This window comes from Pleionea sp. WD8-19 (assembly GCF_055326765.1).
This window is the reverse complement of the sequence record NZ_JBUZOU010000007.1, coordinates 27,112-46,602: the sequence shown is the minus strand read 5'-3', so window position 1 is coordinate 46,602 and position 19,491 is coordinate 27,112. Positions and strand designations below refer to the sequence as shown.

The 19,491-nt window shown below is 42.0% G+C and carries 17 protein-coding genes; 13 read left to right on the top strand and 4 right to left on the bottom strand.

Annotated features, from left to right (window positions below; genetic code table 11):
- Positions 1-196: 196 nt before the first annotated feature.
- Positions 197-658 (top strand): nuclear transport factor 2 family protein, encoded by a 462-nt coding sequence (locus tag ACTUJY_RS10180; RefSeq protein WP_463615982.1) that lies wholly within the window; start codon positions 197-199, stop codon positions 656-658.
- Between the two features lie 112 nt (positions 659-770).
- Here the strand turns inward: ACTUJY_RS10180 and ACTUJY_RS10175 are convergent, their stop codons facing one another.
- The 3 genes from ACTUJY_RS10175 to ACTUJY_RS10165 all read right to left on the bottom strand — a co-directional run bounded on the left by ACTUJY_RS10175 (position 771) and on the right by ACTUJY_RS10165 (position 3,556).
- Positions 771-1,541, bottom strand: a complete 771-nt coding sequence (locus tag ACTUJY_RS10175; RefSeq protein ID WP_463615981.1) for a DUF4922 domain-containing protein — start codon at positions 1,539-1,541, stop codon at positions 771-773.
- 163 nt (positions 1,542-1,704) lie between these two features.
- Positions 1,705-2,670: a ribonuclease Z gene (locus ACTUJY_RS10170; RefSeq protein WP_463615980.1), complete on the bottom strand. Its 966-nt coding sequence runs from the start codon at positions 2,668-2,670 to the stop codon at positions 1,705-1,707.
- A gap of 127 nt (positions 2,671-2,797) precedes the next feature.
- Complete coding sequence (locus ACTUJY_RS10165) at positions 2,798-3,556, bottom strand: DUF4097 family beta strand repeat-containing protein (RefSeq protein ID WP_463615979.1); 759 nt, start codon at positions 3,554-3,556, stop codon at positions 2,798-2,800.
- Between the two features lie 139 nt (positions 3,557-3,695).
- Here ACTUJY_RS10165 and hrpB point away from each other — a divergent pair, with 139 nt between their 5' ends.
- From hrpB to ACTUJY_RS10145, 4 genes are all read left to right on the top strand, one after another.
- Entirely contained in the window at positions 3,696-6,215 is a 2,520-nt protein-coding gene (gene hrpB / locus ACTUJY_RS10160) for an ATP-dependent helicase HrpB (RefSeq protein WP_463615978.1), read from the top strand.
- Between the two features lie 21 nt (positions 6,216-6,236).
- The gene (locus ACTUJY_RS10155) at positions 6,237-6,434 is read left to right on the top strand and encodes a hypothetical protein (RefSeq protein ID WP_463615977.1); all 198 of its coding nucleotides are present in this window, start codon (positions 6,237-6,239) and stop codon (positions 6,432-6,434) included.
- Positions 6,435-6,682: 248 nt separating this feature from the next.
- On the top strand, positions 6,683-8,671 hold the full coding sequence (locus tag ACTUJY_RS10150; protein WP_463615976.1) for a DUF3857 domain-containing transglutaminase family protein: 1,989 nt from the start codon (positions 6,683-6,685) through the stop codon (positions 8,669-8,671).
- Positions 8,672-8,681: 10 nt separating this feature from the next.
- Positions 8,682-10,856: a tetratricopeptide repeat protein gene (locus ACTUJY_RS10145; protein ID WP_463615975.1), complete on the top strand. Its 2,175-nt coding sequence runs from the start codon at positions 8,682-8,684 to the stop codon at positions 10,854-10,856.
- A gap of 136 nt (positions 10,857-10,992) precedes the next feature.
- Here ACTUJY_RS10145 and rph read toward each other — a convergent pair whose 3' ends face one another.
- Positions 10,993-11,709 (bottom strand): ribonuclease PH, encoded by a 717-nt coding sequence (gene rph, locus ACTUJY_RS10140; protein ID WP_463615974.1) that lies wholly within the window; start codon positions 11,707-11,709, stop codon positions 10,993-10,995.
- Positions 11,710-11,866: 157 nt separating this feature from the next.
- On the opposite strand from rph, the gene ACTUJY_RS10135 reads away from it, so the two are divergent.
- The 8 genes from ACTUJY_RS10135 to ACTUJY_RS10100 all read left to right on the top strand — a co-directional run bounded on the left by ACTUJY_RS10135 (position 11,867) and on the right by ACTUJY_RS10100 (position 19,454).
- Positions 11,867-12,721, top strand: a complete 855-nt coding sequence (locus ACTUJY_RS10135; RefSeq protein WP_463615973.1) for a YicC/YloC family endoribonuclease — start codon at positions 11,867-11,869, stop codon at positions 12,719-12,721.
- 100 nt (positions 12,722-12,821) lie between these two features.
- Positions 12,822-13,439 (top strand): guanylate kinase, encoded by a 618-nt coding sequence (gene gmk / locus ACTUJY_RS10130; RefSeq protein ID WP_463615972.1) that lies wholly within the window; start codon positions 12,822-12,824, stop codon positions 13,437-13,439.
- 128 nt (positions 13,440-13,567) lie between these two features.
- Positions 13,568-13,810 carry a DNA-directed RNA polymerase subunit omega gene (rpoZ, locus tag ACTUJY_RS10125; protein WP_463615971.1) on the top strand — a complete coding sequence of 81 codons (243 nt, stop codon included), beginning with the start codon at positions 13,568-13,570 and terminating at the stop codon, positions 13,808-13,810.
- A 125-nt stretch (positions 13,811-13,935) separates the two neighbouring features.
- Entirely contained in the window at positions 13,936-16,038 is a 2,103-nt protein-coding gene (gene spoT / locus ACTUJY_RS10120) for a bifunctional GTP diphosphokinase/guanosine-3',5'-bis pyrophosphate 3'-pyrophosphohydrolase (RefSeq protein WP_463615970.1), read from the top strand.
- Between the two features lie 215 nt (positions 16,039-16,253).
- Positions 16,254-16,640 carry a RidA family protein gene (locus ACTUJY_RS10115; protein ID WP_463615969.1) on the top strand — a complete coding sequence of 129 codons (387 nt, stop codon included), beginning with the start codon at positions 16,254-16,256 and terminating at the stop codon, positions 16,638-16,640.
- 27 nt (positions 16,641-16,667) lie between these two features.
- Positions 16,668-17,345, top strand: coding sequence for a tRNA (guanosine(18)-2'-O)-methyltransferase TrmH (gene trmH, locus ACTUJY_RS10110; protein WP_463615968.1), 678 nt, complete (start codon positions 16,668-16,670; stop codon positions 17,343-17,345).
- A gap of 49 nt (positions 17,346-17,394) precedes the next feature.
- Positions 17,395-18,609: a DUF418 domain-containing protein gene (locus tag ACTUJY_RS10105; protein ID WP_463615967.1), complete on the top strand. Its 1,215-nt coding sequence runs from the start codon at positions 17,395-17,397 to the stop codon at positions 18,607-18,609.
- The gene (locus ACTUJY_RS10100) at positions 18,609-19,454 is read left to right on the top strand and encodes a methyltransferase domain-containing protein (protein WP_463615966.1); all 846 of its coding nucleotides are present in this window, start codon (positions 18,609-18,611) and stop codon (positions 19,452-19,454) included. The genes ACTUJY_RS10105 and ACTUJY_RS10100 overlap by 1 nt, the downstream gene beginning before the upstream one ends.
- Positions 19,455-19,491: the final 37 nt, after the last annotated feature.

Sequence of the window (19,491 nt, the reverse complement as noted above, 5' to 3'; positions counted from 1 at the left end):
CGATTAAGAAATAATGTTCAATATAAAAAACTCAAAATCGCGGCACATTTTTAAGTCAGAAAAATAAAGCCTTAGTTTAACTCTTTTTAAGCGGTGAGATAAACGACCTTTAATTTGCGGTAGATGACATGGACTCATCCTATTAATCTGATATATTGCCAAAAGTGATATTGTTGACATTAAATAAGGAATCACGGTGATTAGAACACTTATTATACTGACTGTCATGTTTCTTACTTTTGGCGTTCAAGCTAGGAGCAAAAGTGATATTGAGGCGATAAAAAAAGTAGCATTGGACTATATTGAGTCTCAACATAGTTTAGAGCCAGATAAAATGGCACGTGCAATCGATAAAAAGCTAGCGAAACGTACTCATTGGAAAGACAAAAATGGTGTCGAATATATTATGAACACAGACTACGATACCATGCTTAAGGTGGCTGAAAGTTATAACGTAAAAGGAGATAAGTTTCCTGAAGAGCCAAGAAAGGATGTTTTTGTTTTGGATGTGAACAATAAAATTGCATCCGTTAAGCTGGTTGCAGACGATTGGATTGATTATATGCATCTTGTAAAAAATGATTCTGGTGAGTGGAAAATTATTAACGTGCTTTGGCAGTATCATGACTTAACTCAACATAAGAATACCTCGAAATAATTTCTAGAACTTCCGCTTGGCAAAGTCGTTTAAGAATTTAAAATGAACATTGAAGTGTTGTTTCGATAATTGGTCTCTAGGCTATAGCAAGTAAAACTGACGGCCCATTTCGTTAGTGGGTAAGTCGAGTTAAAAGTTTCATAAATCCAAACTCGATAAGCCAGTCTAGTTGCTTCTGGTTTTTGAGTAAAAAGCTGCCTGCAAAATTTAAACTGTTTGCAAAAACATTATGAACTGTAGCCTTGCTTCTCGGGACTATCATCATCCATTTTTTAGTGAGCAAAATATTATAAGCTTTGCAGCTATTTGCTTGTCGTAAATTGAATGAATTGAGCGCTTCCGAATAGTTACTAAACAACGCTTCCGCCTGCAATTCATTAAACTGAAACGTTGCGTGTGGAAAGGGGAGTTGTTCTGAAAGTATTTTTTCCTCCAAAGGGATTGATGTTTTGACCAATTGTAAATGACGGTGCGGTTGGCTGGCACCTGCCTCGTTTCCACCATTGTAAAAGCCTAAAATTTGGCTTTCGGTAAAACCCGCAATCCAGGCATTAAAGTCGTGTAACTGCAACGGTTTTGATTGTTCTTCAAATGTTCGAGTGCAAAATAACAGGTGGTTGCTCAGTACCGGAAACTTATTCAAAAGGCAAACATAATGGTCATCGACATCCTGAACATACATTTCTTTTTCGTAAGGTAAAAAAGGATTGCCCGGCGACTCTTTTTCCTTTTTTTTGGTTAGAATATTTTCGGTAACCAATTGTACTTGCCAATGAACACCGTCTTGTTCAACGACCAAGCTGCGAGTGGCGATAGGGTGCAAATGACCCGATTGATTTGCCGAATCACCCGCTTTTTTAGCTTTATGCCAAATCGAGTTCACAAATGTATGTGCCTTGTACGGTTGATGATGGACCTACTATAAGATGCTTAAATCGTCAGTTCAACAGTCTCCGACTCGAGTGAGCGTGTTTCGTGATGTTTTCTTTTATTCCGCGCTTTAAACATTATCTCAATCATTTTTGAGGCATCGACGGAAGTGATGCTTACGCTTCGTGAGTGACGGTTCCATCCTTGCTTAATCGATAACGCGCTAAATCTTGCGCTAAAAATAATGAACCTTTATAGAAGAGCTTGGCTTCTCGTTCAATGTCGGCGATAGACGGTGATAGTGTTGTATCATCTTGGTAACGCGCACTGAAATGAGTCAGGATTAAGTTTTGTAACTTCGCTTGTTCGGCAAATTGAGCCACCGATTGCGCAGAACTGTGCTGTGGTCCGCTACCGACTTTCTCAGCAATGTCTTGAGTATAAGTTGCTTCGTGTACAAGTAGCTGGGCATCGCTTGCCTCTGTCATAAGTAATTGCGGAGAATCATTGTCTCCGGCAATAATCACTTTTAATGGTGCAGCTGCTGGTAACAAGTAGTCACTTGCTTTTAAGAGTTTTCCGTTGGTAGTCGACACATCCGCTCCTTGTTGAATTTCGCCCCAATAAGGAGCCGGAGGAATATTTTCAGCTTTCAATTTATCGATATTCAGTCTTCTATCCACGTGTTTTGAAGTAAAGCTGTAGGCGAAAGAAGGAACGCGGTGTGAAAGTTTGGTCGCTACAACCGAAAAGTCAGGTAGAGACGTGAATGTGCTCTGCTCGAAGATATTCACAAACACTAACTCGTAACTTAAAAAAAGCTGTGTATGACTTTGCACCGCACTTATCAAGTTTTTGATTTCTGGAGGACCGATAATCCACAAGGGCTTAGTTCGGCCTGCTAACCCTGCACTCGCGAGTAATCCGGGTAACCCATAACAATGATCGCCATGTACATGCGTAATGAAAATAGCTTGTAATTGATTGAGTGATAAATGGGTACTTAATATTCGATGTTGAGTGCCTTCGCCACAATCGACTAGACACCAACTTTTTTGGTTGGTTTCTCGAATGGCGATAGCAGTAACATTACGCGTTTTAGTCGGGGTTCCAGAGGAGGTTCCTAAGAATGTGATTTCCATAAGTGTTAATATTAAATGAGTGCTTATTTAGAGGAATATACTCCTTTTTAAGATGAAATAAGAGCCAGAATTAACAGATAGGGCGAAAGCTTTCACTTACGCCCCTGTGCCTTCGAAATACGGTGCTTTAACGTCTTTCTACTGCAATACGGCCATTCACCGTTTCTAAATCAACGTCGATACGACCACTACCCAATTGACCACTCATCGAGCTGCCGACATACTTGTGTTTCGATACTTCCAGACCGAAAGCATTGCTGATTTTTCCATTCACGGTTTTGGCGTGAAAAGAAGCGTCGATTTCTTCAGGTAAATACAAGTGAATGGCACCGTTCACTGACTTCAAGTGGATGTCGCTTACGGCACGGGTGTCCTGCATGTTGATTTCAATAGAACCATTGACACTGCTCACATCAACATTAGAGGCTAAACCGTCGGTGGTAAGCCGGCCATTAACCAATTCGGCTTCCAGCTTACCGGTTACCTTTTTAATGGTTAAATCGCCATTAACCAACTTCATCTCATCTAAGCTGACGGTAGTAGGTACCGTTAATGTGTAATTAACTTTCGAGTAGCGACCATCATGTCCTCGACTCCTTTTCTTATCGTAACGAGTCACGATATCAAGATGATCGTCACTGGCATCAATTTCCACTTTAATACGATCGCGCGTTTCCTGATCGGAGGCAATGATTTCAGCTTTAATAGTGACTTCATTGCAATCACAACCCATTACGTCGACTTTGCCATTTATATTAGAGAGCGAAATTCTGCCTTTAGAGTCGAATGAATAGGCTTTGTTGATTTCATCCCGAACATCAGCATGCACTGAAAGAGCAAGCAAAGAAGTAAAAGCAGCAATCATAAAAGGTTTTGTCTGGCTCATAAAAGCTCCATTGTCGTATTGAGTTTTAATCTCTAGACGTTGCGCTTGCAAAAATGGTTTGAACAAAAGGGTGTTACAAAATATTAATCGCTTCCATGCCAAGTTATAATGACGCTCATCCTTGTTGCAGTCCTTTTTTATGATTCTTAACGCACTGTCAAAACAATTCGAACAAACCAGATTACCGGTAGTTGCCTCATTACCCGAGTTGCAACAGCATTTGTTCGATCATCCTTGTGTTATTTTACAAGCTGCTCCGGGAGCTGGTAAAACCACGTTGGTTCCGTTAAGTCTACTCGAAAAATTTGGAAAGCAAGGCCGAATTATCGTACTAGAGCCACGCCGACTGGCTGCAAAAACAGCGGCCTATCGGATGGCGGAGCTGTTGGGTGAGCCTGTTGGGCACACCATAGGTTATCGAATCCGCAACGACGTTAAAGTGAGCCAAGCGACACGAGTCGAAGTGGTAACCGAAGGCATTTTAACCCGCATGATTCAGTCGGATCCGGAATTAAACGACGTAGCGGTCATTGTGTTTGACGAGTTTCATGAGCGAAGCTTGCATGCCGACCTGGGATTGGCGCTTGCGAGAGAAGTGCAAACGGCACTGCGTGATGATTTAAAGCTTTTGATCATGTCGGCAACGCTCGATGCTGACGCGTTAAGTTGTCTGTTCAATGATGCGCCTGTTGTTGATTGTCCAGGCCGTGTGTTTCCCGTTACTGTTGAACATTTGGCTCCACCAGCATACGGCAATTGGCAAGATGTTTTTGAAATCGCGATTCAAAAAGCGTTAAAGCAAGTTGAAAAAGATATTTTGGTGTTTTTGCCTGGCCTTGCAGAAATTCGTCGAGCAGAACGTATCGTGCAGAAGCTCGATAATGATCAGCTACTACCACTCGCCCTTTATGGCGATTTACCCTTGTCGCAACAGAAACAGGTACTGTTTCCGGTTGCAGGAAAGCGGCGCATTATTCTCGCGACTAATATTGCAGAGACCAGTCTTACCATCGACGGAGTAGAAGCCGTTATCGACAGTGGACTGGTTCGGCAAAGTGAGTTTGATCCAGGGTGTGGGTTCGATCGGCTACGCACTCGTCGCATTTCACAAGCGTCTGCCGAACAACGTGCCGGTCGAGCCGGTCGATTGAGTGCAGGTTATTGTTATCGATTGTGGCCTGCGGGCGAGCAGTTGGCATCGCAGATGGCGCCCGAGATAGTGCGCTCCGATCTCGCGCCACTGGTTTTAGAGCTGGCCCAATGGGGCGTAAAAGACACGGAAGCGATGGCTTTCTTGGATCCGCCGAAAGCTTCGACTTTTCGTCAAGCACAACAACTGTTGCAGCGGCTCGAAGCTTTAGATTCGAGCCTGGCCATTACCGAACACGGGCGCAATGTGTTGGGTTTAGGAGTGCATCCCCGCTTAGCACACATGATGATCCTGGGGGCGCAATTGGGTTTAAGTGACAACGCCTGTTTATTAGCCGCCTTATTGGAAGAAAGAGATTTTGTTGCTGATGATTTACGACAAGATCCTGATATCGAATTTCGACTGCTGGAACTGCAACAGGCTCATAAACAGGGGGCGGCCAAAGGCGTCATCGGGCGAATATTGTTACAGGCTAATCGGCTCTCTAACAAGTTAGCCGAACGTGATCGGGTTGATCATCATGTTCACTCGAATAAAGAATGCGGATGGTTATTGGCGCTTGCTTTTCCCGATCGACTTGCGCAACGTCGTGGGCGCGGTTATCGACTTGCCAATGGCCGCGGAGCAGAGTTGCCCAATAGTTGCCATTGGCAGCACGAATATATTGTGGTGGCGCGCTCATCAATGAAAGAGTCAAACGCGCAAATACACCTGGCGGCACCCATCGACAAAACCTCGATTGAAGAACTGTTTGCTAATCAAATGGAGCAGAAAGTGATTTCGCATTGGGATGAAGAACGCAAAAAATTGCAGTATTTTGAGCAAACCACTTTCGATGCTTTAGTTTTAAAAACAACGCCAATTATCAATCCGGAGCCTGAAGTACTAAAAGCAGGCATTTTACAAATTGTACGCGCGCAAGGTTTGTCTTTATTACCTTGGAATAATGAACTGAAACAATGGCAAGCACGAGTCGAATATTTACGGCAGCTGGAAGAGTTTCGTGAACAACTGCCATCGGTTACTGATGCATCGCTTCTAGACTTATTGGAGCAATGGTTATTGCCTTTTCTCGATCAGCGCGGTGACTTGAATACAATTACCGAGCAGGTTTTACGTGATGCACTTTACAGTTTATTAACCTGGGATCAACAGCAAGTGCTGGATCAATTGATGCCACAACGATTTCAGGTGGCATCGGGTTCTAAAATAGCCATTAATTACTTGGCGGAGCCGAAACCGGTTCTGGCGGTTAAATTGCAAGAAATGTTTGGGATTAGAGAGACGCCATCAGTAGCCAATGGTCGACTTTCACTCACGGTTCATTTGTTATCTCCTGCACGGCATCCTTTACAAATCACTGAAGATCTTGCGAGCTTTTGGAAAAACGGTTACCCACAAGTGCGTAAAGAAATGAAAGGGCGATACCCGAAACATCCCTGGCCTGAAGACCCATCATCATCAGCGGCGACGCGATTAACGAATAAACAATTGTCAAAGCGCGGTTAGAAAGAGGAGCACAGGACTGCAATGGCTGACATCATTCCCTTAACGAATGCGCGGCGTAAAGCGAAAAAGCAACAGCGCCAAAAAAGCAAAACACTATGCGACAATGGGTTTCATAAGTGGAAAGTATGTCAAGCGAAACAATTCGATGTAAAGCAAGGTAAGTTGGTATCTATTTATCGTTGCGAACGTTGCGGAAAAGAAAAGGTGAGGCTTCATTAGTGTATTAATTGATGGTTGGATATCTTTGAGCTCAATTAAAGAGGATTTTACGTAAAGTTATCACGAAAAGTTATAAGAGTCTGTTCATAACTATATCTTTGATAGGCTGTAGTTTATTAAAAGTTGAACAAAAAGCAGTCAAATTACAAAAAGTTTGATATCATCGCGGCCTGCAAAATGAGCCTTACGTAAACATTTGCTTTTCGTAGGCGGGTAGTAGAAATAAATGGGTCGTTATGGAGCAGTATATGAGTCGTATTAAGGGGATATTTTTCTTTTTATTGGTTCTTTTCGTCAAAGTTCATGCCTCTAGTCCAAAAGTCGAAATTCAACCTTCTCCAGAGTGGGTGAAAGAGGTTAAGTTAATTGCTAATGCTGATCGGACGGGAGCGGTTGCTTATCACTTAAGTAACTTACAAGTTAATCATTTGAAACAGGAGAAAGCTCTCTATTATCAATTAATTCAAGAACCTCTCAATAGTCAAGGGTTAAAAGAAGCTTCGGAGATAAAAATTAACTTCTATCCCGCATATGAGAAAATTGTTTTTCATGAGATTAGTATTGTCCGTAACAACAAAAGGTTTGAGAAGCTACAGCTGGACAAGTTCAAGCTATTTCAAAGTGAAACAGAATTAGATAGTAAAATTTATAATGAAAAGTGGGTTGCAATGTTTATTTTGGAAGATGTGCGCCCTAATGATTTAATTCACCTCCGCTACTCCGTAATTGGCCATAATCCGGTTTTTGATCGTCACGATTTCGGAACGTTTTATTTAAACTGGAGTGTTCCTGTCGCTCAAATTTCAATTGATATTCTAACTAAAGAACCGCTGTTTTTTAAGTACATAAATAAGCAATATACATTTAACAAGGAAAGTGTAAATGGAGGACTTCGCTATTCGCTTCAGTTACTAGACGTAGCTGCGGGTCCTTCCGAAACTCAGTATCCTTACTGGTTTGAACCATATAATGTCGTTCAGTACTCTGCTATTGACTCATGGTTGGAAGTTAATAATTGGGCACGTTCGCTTTATAAACTAGATTACACATTGCCTGAGGAGTTGAAACAACAGATCCAACAATGGAAAAATCAACATGGTTTACTCCAAGCTATTGAGAACTCGATAAACTTTGTTCAAGATGATATCCGATATTTTGGTATTGAGTTTGGTGTCAATTCGCATCGACCTCGGCCACCGCGTCAGATTTTGGATCAACGTTATGGTGATTGTAAAGATAAAACGGTATTGATCATAGCTATGCTAAATGAGTTGGGGGTAAAAGCTTATCCTGCTCTTGTCTCGTCTACTCGAGGAAAGTCTATTGTTGATGATCTACCCTCACCTTTGTCCTTTGATCATGTTATTGCCTACTTTAAGCTTGAAGATAAAGAATATTGGATTGATGGAACGGTTAATTTACAAAAAGGAGGGTTGATGCATCGAGGTTTTTACGATTACAAGCATGCGTTACTCTTGAAGTCCGGTGAGATGAAATTAAAGTCTATACATCCTGCAGATGAAAATACCAAAAAATTAAGAGTTGAGTCAGTTGAATATTATACGATCGATGTTGGTAAACGAGTAGCTAAGCTGAATGTAGAAACTCAATATAGTGGACTGAAAGCGGAGCAAATGCGTAGATACTTTAGTTCCATGACTCCGAAAAATATCAGTTCAAACTTTATTAATTTTTATTCGAGGTATTATTCAGATATAAAGTCGATTGAGTCATTTCAGGTAAACGATGAAAAGAAGAATAATCTGTTCACGGTTAAAGAGTATTATCAAATCAACGAAATTTCTGAACAGGTTTCTGGTAAGGATATATTCAAAATTATTGCGCCGGTTTTTTCTGAATATTTATATAAGCCAGAAAAAGTTAATCGCACGACTCCTCTTGCCGTTCATCATCCTGTTGATGTTTCGCATACAACTCTCATAGATGTATCTGGTGAAGTCTTATGGCATGATAATAATACTGAGCATTCTTTGGTAACACCATGGTTTGAGTTTAAGCGAACAGTTACGAAGAAAGATAGTTATTTTGATGTGCGTTATCAATTTAAATCATTAACCGATCATGTAGAGGCAAGTGAAGTATCGAAATACCTGGAACAAATAGATGAGGTTGATAAGTTTATGTTTTACTCGTTTTGGGCTAAACCAAAACCTGGAGAAGGTGAGGAGTCAAACCGTCGCATGAAAAGTTTAATTAAATCTTTAATCAGCAAATAGTGGATTTTAAATGAGAGTACTTTTTTTTATTGTTGTAATTTGTCTTTCTGGATGCTCTATTAAACCGCTTTCTCCAGTTGCTCTTAATGATGAAAAATTAAGTCAGCTTTCGAAGCAAGTGAAAATTAACGCTCAAAGCGTAGATTATCAAGAGTTTTGGCACACTTATCTCGAATCTTCACAAGTATTTAATACAAGTAAAGAATATGAGTGGTTTCAGTCCGTTCAAGATAAGATTGCTCTCGGTAATACACTTTGTAGTGAGGTTAATTGGAGTTCTGTATTTGACACCAATATTTATGCATTAAAGACACATATGGCTGCAATCGAGTGTTATGAGTCGGTTGGTAACGAAGCATTGAAGAGTCAGCACGAGAATGCACTGCAATTTTTGTTGACGGGTATTTTGTCCAGTAATAGTGGTAAATTTAGTTACGATGGATATCGTGTGCCGACTTGGGGGGATGCGGGCGACTTGTTAACGATAGCTGGCTATAATATTTTAGATAGTTATCTAGTTTTTAAGAATAATCGTTCATTTGTATATCGAGCATATTTAGTAGAGGAAGTTGATAGCAAAAAAAATAAAATTATATATTTTGATACTAATCAGTTTTTCCATAGTTATTTAGAAGTTAACTATCCATTTGCAGGTATTTCAGATCTAATCTATACCAATATTATTACTCCATTAAAAGATATAGATTATGCAGCTCAACTTGCTGTTGGCGAAGTATTAGAGTATCAAGAAAAATATAAAGAAGCTGAAGAAGCTTACTTAAAGGCCATTGCGATGGGGTCGATAAGGGCTAACTTTAAACTTGGTCAATTGTGCTTGCAAAAAAGAAGCGAAAAGTTCTCGTTCAGTGAATGTTCTCAACTGCTCGTTTCCGCAGCTGAGGGTGGATATGAAGTTGCTAAGCTTTTGTTGGCTTATATATTATATGAGGGTATTGGAATCGATAAAGACCCAATACTTGCTAAGCAACTGTATGATAGTGCAGAACAAAAGCTAGAGCCTGGAAATGCAGCATTTATTATGTATGGTTGGTTTAGCAAAGGAAAGCTCGCACCGAAAAACGATGAAAAAGCACAATATTATTTAAATGAGTCATTAAAGCAGGATTATCCAGAAGCGGATTTTCTACAAGGCTTTAAGGTTGTTTATCAAGCGAATAAAAATCCTGAAGAATTAGATAATAAACAGATGGAAATAGTTATAAATCAAGCTTTGGAAAAAATATCAAAGGCTGCAGACAATAATTATCCTCTTGCTCAATATTCACTTGCTAAGTATTTCGATGAGTTTTTAAGTAATGAAGAAGTGATGATTTGGTTAAATAAAGCGGCAGCATTTAATTTACCAGCTGCTCATTATCGGTTGGGCCTTGTTTATGAAGTTGGTATGTATGATCAAGAGGTTGATTTAAATAATGCATACCTAATGTACAAAAAAGCTGCTGAAAATGGTCATCTTGAAGCACAGTTTCGTTTGGGAGTGTTACTAACAAATGGTAAGGGAGTTGAAGCAAACCATAGCAATGCTTTTCTTTGGTATTTATTGTGTGGGCGATCGGGAAATACTGACTGTATTGTTAATTTAGGCTATATGTATGAATATGGTTATGGTGTCGAGTTGAACTATGATCAGGCTATGCATTTTTATCAACTTGCTGCAGATGAAGGCGTTGCAAAAGCGTATTTTAATTTGGGGCAACTGTATTTTTATGGTCGTGGAACAGCTGTTGATAAAAGAAAGGCATTTGATTATTACCAACAAGCTGCGGAAAAAGGTGACTCTAGCGCGCAAAATACGATAGGGCTCTATTATTTAGAGGGAATTATTGATGATGCCAATTTTGAAGAAGCCCGTCGATGGTTCGAAGTTGCCGCGAAAAATAAAAGCGAGTATGGACTTTACAATTTGGGGCGAATATTTGAAAACGGTTGGGGAGTAGAGGTAAGTATTAAGGTTGCGCTAGATTACTTTCAACAAGCTGCAGATCTTGGACATTCGATATCGATGTTAAAAGTAGCTGAAGCTTTTGAGCTAGGGACGGAAGTTGATAAAAATATTGATAAAGCTGCAACTTATTATAAGAAAGCAATCTTGTCTGGTGAATCGGAAGGTTTATCAAAATGGTTATTGATTTGTAAACAGTCAAGCATGGGATGTAAAATTTAATAGATTGTTTTATAAGTGGGTAAGATTCGGTTAACTCTATCTTACCCACATTTTTTCCCAAGTTTTCTTAACGAATAGAAAACACTGGTTCGGATATTAAGTTTTCAACATTAATCAGCCTGTAGATATTTTAAAGTTACTGATTTAAAGCCCGCTTCTGTTCTTCAATCAATTCACGAATGCCGTTTTTCCCATGCTCCAACATGGCTTGTAAATCGTCATAAGAAAAGGCTTCGCCTTCCGCGGTACCTTGCACTTCAATGAAGCCGCCGTTTTCATCCATAATGATGTTCATATCGGTTTCGGCGGCGCTGTCTTCTTTATAATCAAGATCCAGTACCGGAACACCTTGATAAACACCTACTGAAATGGCGGCAATCATATGTTTTAGAGGGTTTACTTTCACTTTGTTGTTCTTGCGTAACCAGTTAATTGCATCCACTAACGCAACGCAGGCGCCAGTGATAGCCGCTGTGCGTGTTCCACCATCGGCTTGCAACACATCGCAGTCGAGGTAAATGGTATGTTCGCCCAATTGTTTTAAGTCCACTGCTGCGCGAAGGGCGCGGCCAATGAGTCGTTGGATTTCTTGGGTTCGGCCTGTTTGTTTGCCCCGAGCGGCTTCACGATCGCTGCGCGTATGGGTTGAGCGAGGCAGCATGCCGTATTCAGCCGTGAGCCAACCTTGATCTTTACCCTTTAAAAATCGCGGAACGCCTTCAACGACAGACGCATTACATAACACTCGAGTTTCTCCCATTTCAATGAGAACGGAACCTTCGGCATGTTTGGTAAAATTACGGGTGATGGTAACAGGACGCAGTTGATTGGGGGTTCTTCCGCTGGGGCGCATGGTGATCTCCGGGTGAAAATTGTGTAAGTTGAAACGGATATTTTCCGATTATAAAGCAAGCAAGCGCCTGATGTCAGGGGCAATGGATGAAGTCAGTCAACATCTCAGCTACAATGCTTGTTCTGATAAGTAGATGGTTTAATTCATGATTTTTAGTATGACGGCGTTTGCACGCCAGCCAATAAAAGCGGATTGGGGCAATGCGCATTGGGAAATTCGCTCCGTAAACCAACGTTTTCTGGAAACCAATTTTCGCTTGCCAGAGGCGTTTCGGAGTATGGAGTTTGCTCTGCGTGATAAGTTGCGTAAGCGATTACAACGCGGCAAATTGGATATCAGCTTACGGGTGGAGTACTCACCTACCGATGCAGATGCTATTTCCATCAATGAAAAGTTAGCACAACAGCTTATTACCGCTCATCAGCAGCTACAGTCGGCGGCGGGTACTGAACAGGCGCTGGAGATTACCGAATTGATGCGTTGGCCTGGGCTGATCCAGACTACCGAGCTGGATACCTCAAAAGTTGAGAAAGAATTGATGGCCGCTTTCGATGAAGCCATTTCTGCTTTGATTGATATGCGTCAACGCGAGGGTGCGAGCTTGGTCGATATTATTCAAGCTCGATTAGACGGTATTGAAGAACAAGTGACCAAAGTTCGGGCTTGTATGCCGCAAATCGTTCAATGGCAACGCGAACGCATCCTAAATCGTTTCGAAGAAGTGAAAGTCGAACTGGAGCCGGATCGACTGGAGCAGGAAATGGTGTTACTGGCGCAAAAAGTGGATGTGGATGAAGAATTAGACCGTCTGCAAACTCACTTGCAGGAAGTCAGTCGACTGCTAAAAAAAGGTGGCACGATAGGCCGACGGCTCGACTTTTTAATGCAAGAGTTGAATCGTGAGGCGAATACTTTGGGCTCTAAGTCGATCAGCGCCGAAACAACCACAGCATCGGTTGAGATTAAAGTCTTTATCGAGCAGATGCGTGAGCAGATCCAGAATATAGAATAGACGTTAATGCATCGCGGTATCGGTCTTCTTGGTGCTTAACCAACGATGCTGCTATGCTTTTTGCAATCCAACTTTAAATTGAGATTTACTGAGTGACACCATGACCGACTCAGGCACACTTTATATTGTTTCGGCACCCAGTGGTGCGGGTAAAACCAGCCTATTGAAGGCAACACTGCGAGACACTCAAAATGTCATGATTTCGATATCGCACACCACGCGCAAGCAGCGAGAGGGTGAGCAAAATGGTGTCGATTATCATTTTGTCAGTGTCGATGCCTTTAAACAGATGATTGAGCAACAATCTTTTTTGGAGTACGCCGAAGTGTTCGGCAATTATTATGGGACTTCGCGAACTTGGGTTCAGCAGCAGCTGGATCAGGGGATCGATGTGATCCTTGAAATTGATTGGCAAGGCGCTCGTCAGATCCGTAAGCTGGTGCCCGACTGTCGCACTGTGTTTATTTTGCCTCCGTCTAAAACCGCCTTGGAAGAGCGACTTCACGGTCGTGGCCAAGATGATGCCGAGGTGATCGCTAAGCGCATGGCTGCCGCTAAGGCGGAAATGTCACATTACCATGAGTACGATTACTTGGTGATCAATGACGATTTTGATGTCGCGAAACAGGAGCTAAAAGCGATTTTACTGGCCGAGCGACAACGCACACCATTACAGCAGCGCCGGCATGGGCAATTAATCGACAATCTTTTGGCTTAATGCCCATTTTAAGGTATTATATGCGGCCGTCTTTCAAGGTTAGTAAGTACTTAGGTAGTGCTGTCTTGTGTAGGGCGTGGTTATCACCCAATTTGCGAATCTTATTTAGTTGAAACTGGAGAATTTGAATGGCTCGAGTTACCGTTCAAGACGCCGTCGATAAAATCGGCAATCGCTTCGATTTGGTTTTGGTTGCCGCCAAGCGTGCACGCCAAATTGCCACTCAGGGCAAAGATCCTATGGTTGAGTGGGATAACGACAAGCCGACCGTTGTGGCTTTACGTGAAATTGAAAAAAATCTGGTCAATCGCGGTAATGTTGATCGCCTCGGCCAAATTGTTGAAGAAGCAGAAGAATACACCGAAGAATAACCCGCTTTTTTCGGAACTCAGAGCTACCGCGCTGTAACAGTTCGGTAGCTTTCTTTTATCTATTGAATTATTCTCGAACTACAAACCACTAATTCCTTTTCGACAGACCAGGTGGAGAATAAAACTTGTATCTGTTTGCCGGTTTAAAAGAACAGCTGGAAACTTACCTCGATAGCGAGCAAGTCAAGCAAATTGCCGATGCTTATGTCGTCGCTCGCGATGCGCACTCCGGGCAATTACGATCCTCGGGTGATCCTTATATTACACATCCGGTTGCGGTGGCACGAATTCTGGCTGAATACCATTTCGACCCGCAAACGATTATGGCGGCGTTATTGCACGATGTGATCGAAGATTGTAATGTTTCCAAAGAGCAATTGGCGGAAAAATTTGGCGAACAAGTCGCCGACTTAGTCGAAGGCGTTAGTAAATTAACGCAAATCAAATTTCGTACCCGTGCCGAAGCTCAGGCGGAGAACTTTCGCAAAATGATGATGGCAATGGTGCAAGACATTCGGGTGATATTAATCAAACTCGCTGATCGTCTGCACAACATGCGCACATTAGGTTCATTAAAGCCAGAAAAACGTCGCCGTATTGCCAATGAGACTCTGGAAATTTACGCGCCTATCGCACTTCGTTTAGGGATGTATGTGATCCGCGGTGAACTGGAAGATCTCGGATTTGCTGCCCGTTACCCGATGCGGTATCGGGTCCTAAAAGAATCGGTTAAAAAAGCGCGTGGTAACCGTAAAGAAATCGTTAATACCATTATTGAAACGATTCAGGACCGGTTAGAAGCCGACGTGTTGCATGCACGCGTTATCGGTCGTGAAAAAGATCTGTTCAGCATTTATCGCAAAATGAAAGAAAAGCGCAGTTCGCTGAACGAGGTCATGGATGTGTATGGCTTTCGCGTGATTTGTGATTCGGAAGATACTTGTTATCGCATTTTAGGAATTTTACACAGCCTTTATATTCCTGTTCCCGGTCGATTTAAAGATTATATTGCCATTCCCAAAGCCAACGGTTACCAAAGTTTACACACCACACTGAAAGGGCCACATGGATTACATATTGAAATTCAAATTCGTACCGAAGCCATGGAGCAAATGGCCGAAAATGGTGTGGCTGCGCATTGGTTGTATAAATCTAACAATGATACAAACCCGGCAGAAGTGAAAGCACGCGAATGGATGAAAAACTTAATGGAACTGCAAAATCGCGCTGGCGATTCCATGGAGTTTATTGAAAACGTAAAAATCGATCTTTTTCCTGATGAAGTGTTTGTCTTTACGCCTAATGGATCAATTGTTGTGTTGCCTCACGGCGCGACGCCAGTGGACTTTGCTTATGCCATTCATACGGATGTCGGCAACAGTTGTATTGCCTGTAAAATTGATCGTCAAATCATGCCATTATCGACCCCATTAATTAATGGCAGTACTGTGGAAGTGATTACTGCGCCGGGGGCTAAACCCAATCCCAGTTGGCTCAGTTTTGTGATAACAGGAAAAGCACGCGCCAATATTCGTCATTTCTTAAAGCATTTACGTCAAGATGAAGCGATAAACTTAGGTGAACGATTATTGCGACAAGCGCTGGGAGATAAGTCCTTGGACGACTTCAGCGATGACATTAAAGATAAGGTCGCGCATAAAACCAAGCATAAAAATTTTACCGAAGTGCTTGCCGAAATTGGTTTGGGGCGTCTTGCCAGTGTTGTGATTGCGCATCGATTGCAACCTGAAAAAGAAGGCCCTGAAAGTGAAGAAAGCAGCGAACAAAAACCTTTGGCCATTCGTGGTACAGAAGGATTACTGGTGAGTTACGCCAAATGTTGTCATCCGATCCCTTATGAGCCGATTGTTGCTTTTGTCAGTGCTGGTCGGGGCATCATTATTCATCGCGCAGACTGTAACAATGTCGCTAAGCATTTAAAAGGTGACCACAAGTACATGCCGGTGCAGTGGGAAGAAAATATCAGCGGCGAGTTTATTGTTGAGTTGCGTGTTGTGGTCTTTAACGAGCGTGGTGTATTAGCGAAGGTGACCAGTGTTATAGCTGATGCCGAGGCCAATATTGTGAATATTGATATTGATCCGCAAGACGGTGTGACCAATGCGTTAAACTTTACCATGACGGTGCGCGATCGATTGCATCTGGCGAACATCATTCGTCGCGTTCGTAAGTATGCGTTTGTGAATAAAATTTATCGTAGTAAATAATTTTAGTTGCTAGTTGCTAGTTGCTAGTTGCTAGTTGCTAGTTGCTAGTTGCTAGTTGCTAGTGCTAACAATGTGACAAAAACAGATAACGATCTTTAAAACACAGCCAGTAAGCGCTTCCGTTAGATGAGTTTGTCGAAGCCATAACGTGACTGCTACTGTGTTCCGCACTAGTATCGAATTAAAATATCGAAAATAAGCTAACAGGATTTATCATGAGTAAAAAAGTAATTGCCACAAGTAAAGCACCCGCTGCCATTGGTACTTATTCGCAAGCCATTCAATCCAGTAATACGGTTTATTTTTCCGGGCAAATTCCACTTGACCCGCAAACCATGAATCTGGTTAACGAGACTATCGAAGCGCAAATTCATCAGGTGTTTAAAAATTTATCGGCAGTGGCTGAGGCGGCCGGAGGCTCACTGGATGACATTGTTAAATTGAATATATTTCTCACCGATCTTTCTTGCTTTGCTACGGTTAACGAAATTATGGCGCAATATTTTTCCGAGCCTTATCCCGCTCGTGCCGCAATAGGTGTTAAAGAACTACCGAAAGGAGCAAATGTTGAAATGGATGGTGTTATGGTTGTAAATCAGTAACGAGTGCCGAGCTACGAGTTTCAAGAAATGAAAGAAAATCGCGTTGCAAGAATTACCGAGTTGTTAAATAACCGTCAACCCGATTTGACGGTGTTTATGGATCAAGTGCATAAACCGCATAATTTGGCGGCCATTGTACGCAGTTGCGACGCGGTTGGCATTGGTGAAGTACATGCCGTTTATCCTGAAGGGAGTATTAAGCGCTGTCGTGGCACAACGATGGGCAGTGACCGATGGGTCACAACACACCGATATGAAAACTTTCAGCAAGGAATCGACGTTGTTAAAGCAAAGGGAATGCAGATACTAGCGGCACACTTTACAGAGCAGGCTGTGGATTTTCGTAAAATCGACTACACGAAACCGACGTGTGTTTTAGTGGGTGCGGAAAAGGAAGGGGTGAGCGACGAAGCTGCGGCCGTGGCGGATCATCATATTATTATTCCTATGCTTGGAATGGTGCAGTCGTTGAATGTTTCTGTCGCAACGGCATTAATTTTATATGAAGCACAACGACAACGCACGCAAGCAAATATGTACGGCGAGCGAAAAATTACCGATGAAACATTTGAACGACTGATGTTTGAATGGTTGCATCCTAAAATTATGCGATTTTGTCACAAACACGGATTGCGCTATCCGGCGATTAATGAAAAAGGGGATGTGGCCGACCCTGAGTGGCAGGAATTACGGCGTAATATTTAACGCTTGCCAGTGACTTAACCAGGAATGTGCTTTAACTCGTGGATTTTTTATGAATCAAATGAACCTACCAGTCGTAAACCAACAAAGAGTGTTAGCCCTCGACTTTATTCGCGGTATTGCGGTATTGGGTATTTTAATGATGAATATTCAGGCGTTTTCAATGCCTGCTGCTGCATATGGTAATCCAACGGTATATGGTGACTTTTCCGGAATCAATTATTGGAGTTGGTATTTTTCTCACCTATTGTTTGATCAAAAGTTTATGAGTATTTTTTCGATCCTTTTTGGTGCTGGAATTTTTATATTTTCTGAGCGTGCGGATCAGAAAGAAGGCCACAGTGGAAAACGCCACTACTTAAGAATGGGGTGGCTGTTTTTGTTTGGTATGATCCACGCTTATTTTATCTGGTGGGGTGACATTCTGGTCATGTATGCAATGAGTGGTGCTTTGGCGTATTTATTCCGTGATGCCAAAGTTAAAACGCTGATAGGGTCTGCGTTGGGATTGATAGCGTTAGTTTGGTTGATCTTCTTACTTCAAGGCCTCGTTTTTCCTTATATCCCGCCAGAAGATGTCGCTAAAGATATCTTACCTTTTTGGCAACCGAGTGAAGATGCTTTAAATGCTGAAATTTCTGCTTATACAGGCAATTGGTTACAAGCTCTAGCATTTCGTATTGGCCAAGTAGCGGAAATGCAACCTATGTTACTCATGTTTTTGCCTAAAGTACTGGGACTTAACCTTATTGGTATGGCGCTGTATAAAAGTCGCTTTTTTCATGGCGAATGGCTGACGAAACATTATTCGATGCTCGGCGTAGTATTTATTGTTGTGGGAATGTCGTTAACCGCATGGGGTGTAGTTAACAACTTAGCGGCTGAGTTTAACTGGAAGTACTCTATGGCTTTTGGCATGCAGTACAACTACTGGGGCAGTATTATTGCGGCAATGGGTTACTGCAGTTTGATGATGTTGCTAGCGAAAAATGTCGATACCCGTTTAGTAAAGCGAGCGTTTGCTCGTGTTGGTCAAATGGCTTTTACTAACTACATTGCGCAATCGTTAATTTGTACTTACATCATCTACGGATTCGGTTTTAACCTTTACGGAGATCTGGAGCGATATCAACAAGTGCTCTTTGCCATTTCGGTATGGGGCGTTGTTATTGTATTTTCTCATATTTGGTTAAAACATTTTCGCTTTGGGCCGTTAGAGTGGCTGTGGCGAAGTTTAACTTACGGTCGGTTGCAGGCGAATCGTTAATGACAAACTTGCAGGCATGGGTTGATCAGGGTCTTCCACTATTCGATTGTCGAACGCAACAACAGTTCGAGCAACGACATGTGAGAGGTTCTGTTAATATTCCGGCTCAACATTTGTTTTTAAGAATGCAGGAACTGCCTAAAAAGACACAAGGCTTTAGTATTATTGTTGATCAAAACTGTGTATCGGCTGCTGACGACTTTTTCCATGAACGAGCACTAAAGGTTACGCAAAAGTTTCATTGGGTTGAACTTAACGAATTACCAAAAAAATATTTTCAGTCGGGAAAATCTTCTGCATTTTATTGGCAGCCTGCCCCTTTTATCGAAACTTTTGAAAAGCAATTTTTAATAAACTATTTACCTAAAAACTCAACCATTCTCGACTTGGCTTGTGGCTCTGGCCGCGATGCTATCTATTTAGCGATGCAAGGCTGGTCGGTTTATGGCGTTGACTATTCTGAAACTGCACTTCAACGTGCACAACTGAGCGCGGATTATCATCAAGCCGAATTGAAATTAAAGCAGGTTGACCTAGAAAAGAACTTTACGCTTGAACAACTTGTACCCTGGCCTAATGACTTTTCCGCCATTAATATTTGCCGCTATTTGCATCGGCCTTTGCTACCGTTGATAAAATCGCTTATTCAATGTGGTGGATTGATCGCTTATCAAACCTTTATGCAAGGATCTGAAAAAATCGGTTCGCCAAGAAACCCAAACTATTTGTTGGCACCGGGAGAGCTTGCCAACGCGTTTAGCGAGTTTGACATATTGCTTGATGAAGTAGAAACACTAGAAGACGGTCGGCCTATGTCACGTTTTATTGCGAGGAAGATAGGATAGAACAGCAGACGCTTAATAATGCACAAAACTTCACAAT